This window comes from Capnocytophaga stomatis (assembly GCF_002302635.1).
Lineage (GTDB): Bacteria > Bacteroidota > Bacteroidia > Flavobacteriales > Flavobacteriaceae > Capnocytophaga > Capnocytophaga stomatis.
The window spans coordinates 1,342,962-1,357,440 of sequence record NZ_CP022387.1; the positions used below are offsets into that span (position 1 = coordinate 1,342,962).

Sequence of the window (14,479 nt, forward strand, 5' to 3'; positions counted from 1 at the left end):
TTACTGAACCAGATAAAGCAATATCACTTGTGGCAAAAAACCGGCAGCCCAGCTCAGGAAAGAAGCCAAAAGAGTTTGTTGAGTTAGGTACATTCTGGAAGAAGCCACCAAGCCACCTACAAAAATCAAAATAGATATAACATACAGCAAATCAATATTATAAAAAACACTCAAAAAAACAGTAAAACCCGTAATTCCGCCCACCAGCATTACCGATAAACTTCCAAATAACTTTAAAAATTGCATAAAAACAATCACAAAGCAGCCTATTGCCAAGTTCATTATATATAAATACAATATCGGAAATTTATCTATCGTAATAATTTTCAATGCAATAACTATCAGAAGAGAGATATAAGCGTAAAGAATCCATTTTCTCTTTTCAATCGGAACTTCAAAAGGAGAATCTATCCAATTTATCATATGCAAGATGAGATACAACAAAGTAGGAACAGCCACCGAAACAATAACTAACATTTTCCAAGCGTTTTTCATTTCCTCAATAGGCAAAAACACAGGGGCTACCAACAAAAAAAGTATCATTCCATATATGGGAAACCATATTGGGTGAAATAAAAATGATATGACATAACTTACATATTTCACAAAACACTTTTAATCTTTCAACTATTGTCCTATCATCCGTTTGAGCTCATTAAGCTTCATCAGTGCCTCAACCGGAGTTAAAGTATTGATATCCAGCTGCAAAATTTCCGATTTAATTTCTTCTAGAAGCGGGTCGTCCATATTGAAAAAGCTAAGTTGCATCTCTTTTTGAGCAGATTTCAACGTTTGTGAAGTATTTTCCGAAGCGTGTGAACTCTCCAATTTTTTAAGCATTTTATTGGCTTTTTGGATAACAAACTGAGGCATTCCTGCCATTTTCGCTACGTGGATTCCAAAACTATGTGCCGAACCACCCGGAACTAACTTTCGGATAAACAATACGTTATCTTTCGTTTCTTTTACCGAAACATTGAAATTTTTAATTCGCTCGAAACTCTCGGTCATTTCGTTGAGTTCGTGATAATGCGTTGCAAATAAGGTTTTTGCCTTCGACGGATGTTCGTGCAGATATTCGGCTATTGCCCAAGCGATTGAAATTCCGTCGTAAGTGCTTGTCCCTCGCCCGATTTCGTCCAAAAGCACCAAACTTCGCTCCGATATGTTATTCAAAATCAATGCAGCTTCGTTCATTTCTACCATAAAGGTCGATTCGCCCATTGAAATATTATCGCTGGCTCCCACGCGAGTAAAAATCTTATCCACAATGCCGATACGTGCCGAATCTGCCGGAACAAAACTCCCGATTTGAGCCAACAAAACGATGAGTGCCGTCTGACGTAAAATCGCCGATTTACCCGACATATTAGGTCCCGTAATCATTATAATTTGCTGTGAATCACGGTCAAGATACACGTCGTTAGCAATGTACGGAACGCCCACCGGCAATTGTTTTTCAATCACAGGATGCCTTCCGTTTTTGATGTCCAAAACAAACGATTCATCCATTTCAGGGCGATTGTAATTATTTTCAAGGGCAAGTGAGGCAAATCCGCAAAGGCAATCTAACTGACCAATAAGCATTGCATTTTGCTGAACTTGAGGAATATAACTCCCTATCCAAGCAATCAACTCGGCAAAAATAGCTTGTTCCAATTGCGAAATTTTCTCTTCTGCTCCTAAAATTTTAGCTTCGTAAGTTTTTAACTCTTCAGTAATGTAACGCTCGGCATTAACTAAGGTTTGTTTGCGAATCCAATCCTGCGGAACCTTGTCTTTGTGAGTGTTACGTACCTCAATGTAATATCCGTGAACGTTATTATAATCAATTTTTAAGGAAGAAATCCCTGTTTTTTCGGTCTCACGTTTGAGCATTTCATCCAAGTAGCCTTTTCCTGAAACGGAAAGCCCACGAAGTTCGTCCAATTCGGGAGAAAATCCTTGTGCCACCACATCGCCTTTGAGAATGTTCACAGGAGCTTCCTCATTGATAGTAAGCCTGATACGCTCACAAAGTTGCTGACACAAATGCAATTTATCACCCAAAATTTTCAAATCAGGATTATCGGATTTCAAACATATTTCCTTTATCGGAGGAATAATCTCTAACGAATTTTTAAGCTGAACAACTTCCCGAGGACTAATTTTTCCTGTCGCCACTTTTGAAATAAGTCGCTCAATATCACTTATTTTTGAAATGTGTTCCTTAATTTTTTGAAGTATATCGATATGACCAATAAAATGCGAAACCACTTCGTGACGCTGATTTATCTTGGTAATATCCTTCAGCGGAAGTGCCAACCAACGTTTTAAAGTTCGGCTTCCCATTGCGGAAATCGTCTTATCAATAACATCCAAAAGCGTTACCGACTGGCTTGAAGTTCCCGTATAAAGCTCCAAATTACGAATGGTGAATTTGTCAAGCCATACGTAAGCATCTTCCACAATACGCTGAATGGAAGTGATGTGTCGCAACTTGTTGTGCTGTGTTTCAGATAGATAGTAAAGTACAGAACCTGCCGCAAGTAAAGCTTCAGTAAGTTCCTCAACCCCAAATCCTTTCAGGGAATTGGTTTGAAAATGCTGAGTGAGTGTCTGACGAGCGTAATCTTCCTTGTACACCCAATCTTCCAAATAGAAAAGATGGAAATCTTCCCCAAAACTTTCTGTAAATTCTTTTTTTTGCTTTTTAGCTACTAAAACTTCGCTCGGCTTGAAGTTTTGTAACAACTTATCAATGTTAGTTTTATCGCCTTGAGCGACTAAAAATTCGCCCGTAGAAATATCCAAAAAACTGATTCCGTTAGTGTGTTTACCAAACCACACGGAAGCCAAAAAATTGTTTGATTTAGAATGAAGAATGTCGTCATTTAAAGCCACTCCAGGGGTAACTAATTCAGTAACACCTCGTTTTACGATGCCTTTTACGGTTTTGGGGTCTTCCAATTGGTCGCAAATCGCAACACGATAGCCCGCTTTGACTAACTTCGGTAAGTAATTATTGATGGAATGATGCGGAAATCCGGCAAGTTCCGTACGTTCGCTGCCGTTATTTCGGTTGGTAAGCACAATATCAAGCACTTGGGCAGCCTTTACGGCATCTTCACCGAAAGTTTCGTAAAAATCTCCCACCCTGAAAAGCAGTAAAGCATCCGGATATTTTGCTTTAATCTGATTGTATTGCTTCATTAAGGGGGTTTCTTTTACTGTATTTTTTGCCACTGTACTTTTATTTTTTATTGTTTTTACTTAATCCTGATGAGTTTAGTATTTTCCTGATTTTCTGCTTGCTTTTTCTTGTTATGTAACTTTTGTTAAAGTAGAACAATATTAATACCAATCCTATGAAAATCAAAAATATTGAAGCAAATAAATAGATTGGTGAAAAAATCATATTCAGCAACATAACCACCAGAAAAATCACCAAATTGATTGTTGCCAGCAGAAAACTTGCCCGTCCGTGTGAGAGTCCCATATAATCAATCATTACGTGATGAATATGATTTCGGTCGGCTTTAAACGGCTTACCATCACGAATGGTTCTCGCTATAAAAACACGAGTTGTATCAAAAAAAGGAATGAACACAATAGCCAATAACACCCATATTTTGTTAGCCGGATTGATATAAGCTTTCTGTAAACCTAAAGAAGGTAAGGAAAGAAATTTCAACGCCAAAACACCGATAATGAAGCCCACAACCAGTGAGCCTGTATCTCCCATAAAAATTTTCTTTCTGGAGGATAAATTATATCTTAAAAAAGCCAGCAAAAAGCCAATACACAAAATCGAAAATAAGAAATAATAAATGTCTTCCGATTGGTAAAAAACATAACCAAAACATCCAAAAATAACAATCCCTACCATTGCCGCCGAACCATTAATTCCATCAATCAAATTAAAGGAATTAACAATGGTCATCACAACAAAACAACTGAAAAACAATGAAAACCAAAACGGAATTTCGTCAAACCACAGAAAACCATCCAGAGAATATATCCTCAGTTCCGTTCCAAAGAGCAATAATATAAAAGTAGCTAAAATTTGCCCTACAATTTTAGTACTCGGGTTTACGCCAGTCAAATCATCCTTAAGACCCAAGAAAAACATAATACTCGCCCCCGAAACTATATTAATCCCCATATAATTAGTATCATAACTACTGATGAAAAAGAGAGTAAAAATCAGGCTAACATAGAACGCTATGCCTCCCATCGTTGGGGTTTTTTGCGAATGAGAACTTCTGCCGTTAGGATTATCCATCAAATTCTTCCGTCTTACAACGTATATGATGCTGGGCATTGCCAGATAACAAACCGCAAAGGACAACACAAAAATCCAAATTGCGATTATTTCTGGGCTTTGTAAAAGGGTAAGTTGTTTCATATTAATATTTGCACCGAGCAAAGGTACGTAATTAAACGAAATGCCACAATTTTAATCACATTTATTTTAAAATTGCAGCACAATGTTATGTTTCTTAAATATCTAATTATAAACTCATTGCAGCCTTATCTCTCTGCACAAATCACTTGCTATGAGGTTTTCTTGTCCTTTTTCAGAAGCAATTTTATCTCCTGCTTTTCCGTGCGAATACACACCTAAAACACTGGATTCCAAAGAGCTATACCCTTGAGATAATAATCCTAACAAAATTCCGGTTAGCACATCTCCACTTCCTGCCGTTGCCATTCCTGCATTTCCTGTTGAATTAACCCAAAGATGAATTCCGTCGGTAATCATTGTGTAAGCTCCTTTAATAACTAAGATTATTTTATGTTTTTTTGCGAATTTTCTCGCTTTCTCTATTTTGTCAAAGTCATCTTTCCAAACTCCGATAAGTCTTTCTAATTCAATAGGATGCGGCGTAAGAATTGAATTTTTAGGAATTTTGGAAAATTCTTTTGGATTTTGAGAAAGAATATTCAATGCATCGGCATCAATTACAAACGGAACATTCGAATACTTTTCAAACAATTCAAATAAAAGCTCTGCTGTTTGAGGCTGAGTTCCCATTCCTACTCCAATTCCTATTGCAGAAGGCTCGAAAGGTATTTCCGTAGGGGAAAGATATTTTTTCCCCGCAGATGTAATCACCATTGCCTCAGGAACAGCAGTTTGCAAAATTTCATATCCGCACTTAGGAGCAAGTATCGTTAAAAGACCCGCCCCTGACCTCAACACCGAAGTTCCGCTCAGAACCATAGCTCCTACCTTTCCGTAGCTTCCCCCAACAAGCAAAGCGTGCCCAAACGAGCCCTTGTGTGAAAACTTGTTTCTCAGTTTGTATATTTTAGACATACACTCTTCCGTAATAAATTCATAATCAGAATTTATAGCATCTAAAACAGACTTTTCCAAACCAACATCCAAAATTTCCCAATTAGGAATGTATTTTCCGGTTTCAGGGAGCAAAAAAATCAGTTTAGGAACTTGGAACGTAAGTACGATGTTCGGTTTAACGAAAACTTCGTCCGACATTGGTATTCTGTCCAAATACAAACCCGAAGGAATATCAATGCTAACCACGTAAGCTCCTGATTCATTGATTTTTTCAAAAATACATTGCATCCAATCGGAAACATATCTGTTAAATCCTGCCCCGAAAATTGCATCGACTACAATTGCTTCCGGCGAAATTTCAGGAATCTCCGAACAGGAATACAAATCGTTTATTTTCACCTTTTTACTTCGGACGAGAGTGCCCAAATTTTTCAAGAAATCCTCCGTTGGGTTTTCATTGAAATTAACGATGTACACCTCTACGTCTCGTTTTGCTTTGGAAAGCATCTGAGCAACTGCCAGCCCATCACTGCCATTGTTGCCCAACCCTACATAAATTATAACTTTCTTGTTTAAATCCGTGTTCTTCTGCAACCACAAAAAAACCTGTTCGGAAGCTCTTTCCATAAGCTTCCTACGCGTTATACGCTGTTTTTTAATAGTTTGATTATATGCCTGCTGTATTTGTTCTGTAAATAAAATTTTCATAAATATGCAGATGAAACAAAGATTTAAAAATCCGAAATTACTAATTAATAATTCCCCAAAGATATATATTTTAAGTAAAAAAACAAAGAATAATTCTTAAAAAGAGAAAAACTCCAAACTTCTTTATGAAATTTGGAGTTCTTTTCCTCTATTTTAGTGCTTTTATTTTGCTTTCTTTTGTTCTTCTTGAAATTCTTTGAATTGTAACAGAAGATTGTTATTCGCACGAACTAAAGCATTTGTTTCGAGCAACAAGTTGAAATACAACTTGGTATTCTTCGGGCTTGTTTCAGAGGTTCGGATTCTGTCAATTTGTTTTTGAACCATTCTCGAAACATCTTTCTTCAAAATCATACCTTCTTGCAAAATATGATTTAGGTTTGAATAATTTTCTCCTCTGAAAAGTTTTGCTTCATTTTCCAATAGTTTTTCAAGGCTTTCCGAAATCCATTTCAAATCTCTTAACTGATTAAATTTAAGATTTTTATGATTATTATTCACGTGTTCATAACTGTGTGTTGTTATGGCGTGGAGGGATTGTGCCATATCCTGCAAATTATCCAAAATCATTATATAAAACTTACTTGAAGCTACAGAACTGTCATTCAATGACTTAATGAAATAGAAAACGTTTCCTTTTAAACCGTCAAGTTCTTTTTCTAACTTTTTGGTTGTTTTCTTATCTTTGGTCAGATTACCTAAATCCTGAGTTCCCAAGTTCTTAACAACTTCTCCGTAAACGGTTTCAATTTTCGAAATTGTGTTTGCTATGTAATTTGAACTTTCTTTAATAACGCCGTTAATGGTCGCTAAATCAGCTTGTTCAAACATAGGTTTTTTGTTTTCTTCTTTTTCTTTTTGTCTTTTCTTGTAACTCACTGCACTGCGGAATAACAAGAATCCTACAAACGAAATCAGTGAAATCAATCCGATAATTTCTCCGTAGTACAGAGCTGCCGCGACAATAAATGCTCCAAAAAATGCAACTATTGCGGTCATAAACCATCCCCCGACCACTCGTATTACTCCCGCTACACGGTAAACGGCACTGTCTCTTCCCCAAGCTCTGTCAGCCAATGACGAACCCATAGCCACCATAAACGTAACATAAGTTGTTGATAACGGAAGTTTTAAAGAAGTACCCATCGCTATCAAGCTACTTGAAACAACAAGATTCATAGCCGCACGGACCAAGTCAAAAGCAGGTAAGTCTTCTTTACGAGTTGTTGAATCCTCTTCCGGTTTTTCAAAACGTTTGTCTATCTTTTCACTCAATGATTTTGGAGTAATCGCATTAACCACGTATGAAATAAATACAGTAACCCTCACTATGAGGCGAGATAACATATTTGACGCAAATTTTTCTTCTCCCTCTCCGTCACCTTGATGTGAAAGGCTTACTTCTGTTTCCATCACATTGCGTGCTTTTTTAGAAAACCAAAGTGTAAGAACCATTATAGTCCCTGCCAAAAGCAATAAATATGTCGGAGCCGTCATTCCTTCACTCAAGCCTGACATCAAAAAGCTATTATGCTCAGCCCCTGAAGATTGCCATAATTCAAAAGATTGCCAAGCAGCTACAGGAACCCCGATAAAGTTAACCAAGTCGTTTCCTGCAAAAGCCATAGCCAACGCAAACGTACCACTTAAGATAACAATTCGGAATATATTGACTCTCAATTGAATTAAAACGTGAGAGAGCACCGAATAAAATACAAAACAGCCAAGCAAAATATAAACGATATTTGCATCCATCCAGCTGATTGCTTCTTTCGAGATGAAAGCCACTCCTTTCAGTCCTTTGAAGATAATAAAATACGTAAGTGCCGTCAGAGCTACTCCTCCGAAAACGCCTCCTACGTACCTGATGCTCTTTTCATAACGGAAAGAAAAAACCAACCGAGCCAAATATTGAACTATGGTACCTACCGTAAAGGCTATCACAATTGATGTAAAAATACCTGTTACTATCTTGGTTGCTTCTTTCGTGTTGATGTATTGCCCAAGTGTTGAAAGTGATTCCCCGTTTGTGCTGATTTTGATAATCGCCAAACAAACCGCAGCTCCGAGCAACTCAAATACAATGGAAACAGTGGTTGATGTTGGTAATCCCAAAGTATTGAAAAGGTCGAGAAGTAATATATCTGCCAGCATAACCGCCATAAAAATGACCATTACTTCATCGAAGTAGAATTCCGTTGGGTTAAAAATTCCCTTTCGGGCAATTTCCATCATTCCACTGGAAAAAATAGCTCCAAAAGCCACACCAACGCTCGCTATAATCATAATAGTTCGCAATGTTGCTACTTTTGAACCCACTGCCGAATTTAAAAAGTTTACTGCATCGTTGCTTACCCCCACTGTCAAATCAACAACAGCAAGAACAAAGAAAACGAAGAGCATAAAGATGTACACTTGTTCCATACTAATTCTTTTTGAGGCAAATATCCGTTAATCGAAAATAATACGTGTTATCAAATCGTTAACAATCGCCATTTTTTATTATCTTTATTTTACTTAAAACACTTTTTCAGAGGCATAAAATGTCATTCTTTCATAAAAACGAAAGTTTATTTTTTGTCCTTACATTTTTCTTGCCCCGTTAAATTATAAATTTTTTGAACTTCGCTCAGAACTTCTTCAAAGTTAATGTTCAAATCAATCAACCGCCCGGTTTTCAAATCAAAAACCCAACCGTGAACCGTCGGAAACTTATTTTCAAGATAACTCTCTTGCACACAAGCCATTTTGATAACATTTAAGCACTGCTCCAAAACATTTAGTTCCACCAAACGCTGATAACGAAGTTCTTCATCTTGGATGTTGTCCAATTCCGTTTGATGCAAGCGATACACATCACGAATGGTTCTAAGCCAAGGATTTAATAACCCAAAGTCTTTTGATTGCATCGCTGCTTTTACTCCTCCGCAACCATAATGCCCGCAAACAATGATATGTTTTACCCGCAAATGTTCCACAGCATACTGAATTACAGCGGTTGAGCTCATATCGAGCGTATTAACAACATTGGCAATATTACGATGTACAAAAACCTCTCCGGGACCTAAACCCATTAATTCTTCGGCAGTTACACGGCTATCGGAACATCCGATATACAAAAAATCCGGATTTTGAGTTTTAGCCAATTCCTTGAAAAAATTTACATTTTCCCCTCTTTTCTTCTCCACCCATTTTTTGTTATTCTCAAAGATACATTGGTACGTAGGCATAAATTACTTTTTAAAAAATCTTTAGCGACAAAGGTAAAAAAACAAATAACAAATGCACATTATTTTCATAAAAATCAACCTTCCGTGAGCTTCTTTAATAAATCGAATAGTTAAAAATATCACAAAAACACGGAAACTAATTTGGTTTTTTAAGTTTCCTGATTAATTTTGCACTGAAAACTAAAACGATGGCAAAAGAACAACTTATCATAGTGGCACGCGACCTTTTGATTGACTTGGGAATCAAATCCGTTACGATGGACGATATTGCCCGAAAGGCAGGCGTTTCCAAAAAAACGCTTTACAATCATTTTAAGGACAAAACTGACCTTATCCGAACGGTGGTTTTGTACGTTAGTTCAAAACTAAACGAACAAGCCAAAGCACTTATGTCGAGCGAACAGAATCCCATCGAGCAACTTTACGAAACCGAGCGATTCTTTTCCTGCCAGCCTGTAATTGTGAACAATTCGCCTCAAAAACAACTGCAAAAGTACTATCCGAAAATCTATAAAGAGATGCAAAACAAACAGTTGGAGGAAGTTGGCGGACTAATTCTGCAAAACTTAAAAACAGGCATTGAGCTGGGTATGTACCGAAAAGACATCAACTTGGATTTCACGATGCGATTGTACTTGCACGTTATGATTGAATCGGGCAATAATTTGCTCTTTTTCACTGATTACGACAAAAAAACCATTTCCGGCACTTACTTGGAGTATCACATTCGAGCCATCGCCACCCCGAAAGGTGTCGCCATATTGGAAGAAATTTTGAAGAAAGATTAAAAAATCACAATAAATACAATGAATCATAAATTTATTTTTATTCTATTAGTTTTCTGCGGACTATCAGGATTTTCGCAAGAAACTCAAACATATCGGTTTTCATTGGAGGAAGCGGTTTCCTTCGCCATTGAAAACAATCTAAAATCTAAAAATGCCGCAGCAGACATTGAAGCTGCCCGAAAAAAGAAATGGGAAGCCACCGCTACTGGATTGCCTCAAATCAACGCAAAAGTAGATTATCAACACTTTTTAAAACAACAAGTTACGCTTATTCCTGCGGAATTTTTCGGAGGACAGAAGGGCGAATTTGCCGAAGCCACTTTCGGAACGAAGCAAAACGTAAATGCTTCTGCCACACTTTCGCAATTGATTTTCGATGGCTCTTATTTGGTTGGTTTACAAAGTGCTAAGGTATATTTACAAATTTCAGAACTTTCCAAACAGAAAAGCGACATCGAACTACGAAAAACCGTTGTTGATGCTTATGCCAATGTGCTACTTTCGGAAGAAAGTATCCGAATTTTGGAGGAAAACAAGCGTGTTTTGGAGAAAAATTTGAACGAAACCAAAGCCATTTTTGAAAACGGATTGGGCGAAGAAGAAAATGTGGAACAGCTACAAATTACACTAGCAAACATTAACAATAACTTAAACAATACCAAGCGTTTGTATGAGCTTTCCAAAAAAATGCTCAACATCACTTTGGGTTTAAATTTGGACGACCAAGTGCAACTAAAAGACAATTTGGAGCAACTCACAACACAAACCATAGCCGAAAGCATTGAAAATGAAGCAAATTTCAATTTGGAATCGAATATTGATTTTAAAATAGCTTCCAATAGTGTACGTTCGCAGGAATTGTTGGTAAAATTCGAAAAAAGTCAATCTTTGCCTCGTTTGAGTGCTTTCCTTAACGGAGCATACAATGCTTTTGACGACAAATTTTCATTTTTCGATACAAACAAAAGATGGTTTGGGAGTGCTCTTTTTGGCGTAAGTTTGGAAATCCCGATTTTCAGTTCATTTATGCGTTCAAGTAAGGTGCAACGCTCTCAAATTGAGTTAGAAAAGTCAAAAAACGATTTGAATCTAACCAAACAACAATTGCGAATGCAACACGATAAAGCGTTGAGCGACTTGCAGTTCGCCATAGAAGAACATCAAACCTTGCGTGAAAATTTGGATTTAGCAAAACGTATCGAAAACAAAAATCAAATCAAATATACCGAAGGTTTGGCAACGAGTTTCGACCTGCGTCAAGCTCAATTGCAACTCTATGCTGCCCAACAAGAATTTCTGCAATCAATGGTTAATCTGTTAAATAAAAAAGAAGTTTTAAAGTCGTTGCAGGTTAATTAAGAAAACGAAAAAATTATGAATATCGAACCTACAAATTATACTAATTTAGTTTCAGAAATAGGAAACTTACTTAAAAAAGGAAGAGAACAAGCGGCTACTTCTGTTAATACAATTTTGGTGCATACCTATTGGTTGATAGGTAGATATATTGTGGAGTTTGAACAAAAAGGAAAAGAAAAAGCAACTTATGGAAGTGAGCTTTTAGAACGATTATCAAAAGACTTAACTGCTGTGTATGGGAAAGGATTTAGCAGATCTAACTTATTTTATATGAGAAAATTATATATAAGTTTCCCAAATAGTGAGACATTGTCTCACAAATTGAGTTGGTCTCATTATTTTGAAATTCTGAAAGCGGAACAGCCTTTGGCGATTAAATTCTATACCATTCAGGCAGAAAAAGACAATTGGAGTGTAAGGGAACTTAAAAGGCAAATGAAAAGTATGCTTTTTCATCGCTTAGCATTGAGTAAAGATAAAAAGGGTATCTTGGAATTGGCTGAAAAAGGACAAGAAATACACAAAGCCCAAGATATATTAAAAGACCCTTATGTTTTGGAATTTTTGAATCTTCCGATGCAACATCAATATTTGGAAAGCGAATTGGAAGGTAAATTGATTTCTAATTTACAAGATTTCTTGATGGAATTAGGAAAAGGATTTACTTTCGTTAAAAGACAATACAGAATTTCTCTCTCAGGAAATCATTTTTATGTAGATTTGGTATTTTACCATCGTATTTTAAAATGTTTTGTGCTTATAGATTTGAAAAGAGGAGAGGTAAATCACCAAGACATTGGGCAAATGAATTTATATCTAAATTATTTTCAAAAGGAAGAAAATGTAGAGGGAGATAATCAGCCAATAGGCATTGTATTAGGAGCATACAAAGATCATATTTTAGTAGAATATGCAACTGAAAATATTAGTAATCAGCTCTTTGTAAGCAAATATCAATTATATCTTCCTGAAAAAAAAGAATTAGAAAGAGAATTGGAAAAATTGTTGTAAAAACGATGAATTTTATTTTAAGTAAATTTGAAGATAAAGATTTTGAGCATTACTTTCAATTGGTAGGCGATATTCGTGTAATGGAGATGATTACCGAACGAGCCATTCCGTTAGAGGAAGCGAAAAGTGACTTTGATAAGGAATTGACGAAAAACCAAATACATCCCGATTTTGGAATTTTTAAAATCATAAATCCTGAAAATCAATCTTTTGTAGGATTTGCAAAATTAGAGATTGAAGCATCGGATAGCAAAGAAGCCGAATTAGGCTATATGATTTTACCCGAATTTTGGGGCAAGGGCTTTGCAGGAAAAGTCGCCAAACGATTGATTGATTTTGCCCGAAATCATCCGCAAATAGAGGAACTTTTTGCTATTATTGATCCTAAAAACATTCCTTCAAGGAAGATATTAACAAACAATCATTTTGAACACCAAGAATACAAAGATTTTGACGGATTGCCCGGAGAAATTCTCAGATTGAAATTCAAAAAGTAAAAACATACTTACACGAAGATTATGAACTTAAAAGAAATATTAAATTACCGTCGTGCCGTGCGTCTGTATGACGAAACCAAACCCATTGAAACGGAAAAAGCACGTGAATGTTTGGAATTGGCACAGCTCGCTCCCACAAGCTCCAATATGCAATTGTGGGAGGTGTATCACGTTACCGACAAATCCGTTTTGGCGAAACTAACCGAAGCTTGTTTGTCGCAAAGTGCTGCAAAAACGGCTCAGCAAATGGTGGTTTTCGTCACTCGGCAAGATTTATATAAAGAAAGAGCTAAAGCCATTTTGGAGTTTGAAAAAGGCAATGTACAACGCAACAGCCCTTCGGAAAGACAAGCCAAGAGAATAAAAGACCGAGAAACCTATTATGGCAAATTAATGCCTTTTTTATATCGCAGATGTTTCGGTTTGTTAGGTTGGGTTCGCAAAATAATGGTGCTGAGCATCGGACTATTTCGCCCGATAGTAAGGCAAGTATCCGAAGCCGAAGTACGAACCGTTGTGCATAAAAGTTGTGCATTGGCAGTACAAACTTTTATGATAGCAATGTCTGAAAAACAATACGATACCTGTCCGTTAGAAGGATTTGATAGCAAATTGGTAAAAAAAGCGTTGAAACTTCCTTCCAATACAGAAATCAATATGATTATCACTTGTGGCATCCGAAAAGAGGGCGGCATTTGGGGCGAAAGATTCCGCGTTCCGTTTGAAGAGATATATCATCAGGTGTAAAAAGTTGACAAAGAAAATGGAAAATAACATAAAAATATTTGAACAGAAAAAAGTGCGTTCGCAGTGGGACGAGCAACAAGAAAAATGGTGGTTTTCCATCGTTGATGTGATTGAGGTTTTAACAGAAAGTCCCAATCCGAGAAAGTATTGGAGTGTTTTAAAAACACGTTTAAAAAAAGAAGGAAGTGAGTTGGCTACAAATTGTAGTCAACTGAAAATGCTTTCTTCTGACGGGAAATATTACAAAACCGATGTTGCTGATACCGAACAATTACTAAGGCTTATCCAATCTGTACCCTCACCCAAAGCCGAACCTTTTAAACTTTGGTTGGCTCAGGTAGGTAGCGAACGTTTGGACGAAATGCAAGACCCCGAAATTTCCATAGACCGAGCCTTACAACAATATCTCCAACTTGGGTATTCCGAAAATTGGATTAACCAACGGCTAAAAAGCATTGAAATTCGTAAAGAACTTACCGACGAGTGGAAAAAACGAGGTGTAAAAGAAGGACAACAATTCGCCACTCTAACCGATATTATTACCAAAACTTGGTCAGGCAAAACCACCAAAGAATACAAAGTTCTTAAAGGATTGAAAAAAGAAAATTTGCGAGATAATATGACTAATACGGAGCTTATTTTAAATATGTTAGCCGAAGCCTCTACCAAAGATATTTCACAAGCCACACAACCCGAAACCTTTGAGCAAAACATCGCTGTGGCTCAGCAGGGTGGTAATGTTGCCAAAGTTGCTCGAGAAGAGCTTGAAGCCCGAACAGGCAAAAAAGTAGTTTCTTCGGCAAGTGCAAAAAAAATGTTACAAAACAAAAATAATTCAAACAACAAATAAAATCA

12 protein-coding genes are annotated in these 14,479 nt (G+C 36.8%); 6 read left to right on the top strand and 6 right to left on the bottom strand.

Features of this window, described 5'->3' with window-relative positions:
- The 6 genes from CGC58_RS06080 to CGC58_RS06105 form a co-directional block, all read right to left on the bottom strand.
- Nucleotides 1-543, bottom strand: a complete 543-nt coding sequence (locus CGC58_RS06080; protein ID WP_232748871.1) for a hypothetical protein — start codon at nt 541-543, stop codon at nt 1-3.
- Between the two features lie 84 nt (nt 544-627).
- Nucleotides 628-3,192 (bottom strand): DNA mismatch repair protein MutS, encoded by a 2,565-nt coding sequence (mutS, locus tag CGC58_RS06085; protein ID WP_198540770.1) that lies wholly within the window; start codon nt 3,190-3,192, stop codon nt 628-630.
- 40 nt (nt 3,193-3,232) lie between these two features.
- Nucleotides 3,233-4,387, bottom strand: a complete 1,155-nt coding sequence (locus CGC58_RS06090) for a glycosyltransferase family 4 protein (protein WP_095895834.1) — start codon at nt 4,385-4,387, stop codon at nt 3,233-3,235.
- Between the two features lie 114 nt (nt 4,388-4,501).
- Nucleotides 4,502-5,992, bottom strand: a complete 1,491-nt coding sequence (locus CGC58_RS06095) for an NAD(P)H-hydrate dehydratase (RefSeq protein WP_095895835.1) — start codon at nt 5,990-5,992, stop codon at nt 4,502-4,504.
- 162 nt (nt 5,993-6,154) lie between these two features.
- Complete coding sequence (locus CGC58_RS06100) at nt 6,155-8,416, bottom strand: inorganic phosphate transporter (protein WP_095895837.1); 2,262 nt, start codon at nt 8,414-8,416, stop codon at nt 6,155-6,157.
- A 146-nt stretch (nt 8,417-8,562) separates the two neighbouring features.
- The gene (locus tag CGC58_RS06105) at nt 8,563-9,222 is read right to left on the bottom strand and encodes a carbonic anhydrase (protein ID WP_095895839.1); all 660 of its coding nucleotides are present in this window, start codon (nt 9,220-9,222) and stop codon (nt 8,563-8,565) included.
- 188 nt (nt 9,223-9,410) lie between these two features.
- On the opposite strand from CGC58_RS06105, the gene CGC58_RS06110 reads away from it, so the two are divergent.
- From CGC58_RS06110 to CGC58_RS06135, 6 genes are read left to right on the top strand one after another with little or no spacing between them, the layout of a single operon-like run.
- Nucleotides 9,411-10,010 (top strand): TetR/AcrR family transcriptional regulator, encoded by a 600-nt coding sequence (locus CGC58_RS06110; RefSeq protein ID WP_095895841.1) that lies wholly within the window; start codon nt 9,411-9,413, stop codon nt 10,008-10,010.
- A gap of 18 nt (nt 10,011-10,028) precedes the next feature.
- Nucleotides 10,029-11,369, top strand: coding sequence for a TolC family protein (locus CGC58_RS06115; protein WP_095895843.1), 1,341 nt, complete (start codon nt 10,029-10,031; stop codon nt 11,367-11,369).
- A gap of 15 nt (nt 11,370-11,384) precedes the next feature.
- Nucleotides 11,385-12,380, top strand: coding sequence for a PDDEXK nuclease domain-containing protein (locus CGC58_RS06120; protein WP_095895845.1), 996 nt, complete (start codon nt 11,385-11,387; stop codon nt 12,378-12,380).
- A gap of 5 nt (nt 12,381-12,385) precedes the next feature.
- A complete protein-coding gene (locus CGC58_RS06125; protein ID WP_095895846.1) occupies nt 12,386-12,877 on the top strand; it encodes a GNAT family N-acetyltransferase in 492 nt (163 codons plus the stop codon).
- 21 nt (nt 12,878-12,898) lie between these two features.
- Nucleotides 12,899-13,624 (top strand): nitroreductase family protein, encoded by a 726-nt coding sequence (locus CGC58_RS06130; protein WP_095895847.1) that lies wholly within the window; start codon nt 12,899-12,901, stop codon nt 13,622-13,624.
- Between the two features lie 16 nt (nt 13,625-13,640).
- Nucleotides 13,641-14,474, top strand: a complete 834-nt coding sequence (locus tag CGC58_RS06135) for a BRO-N domain-containing protein (protein WP_095897137.1) — start codon at nt 13,641-13,643, stop codon at nt 14,472-14,474.
- Nucleotides 14,475-14,479: the final 5 nt, after the last annotated feature.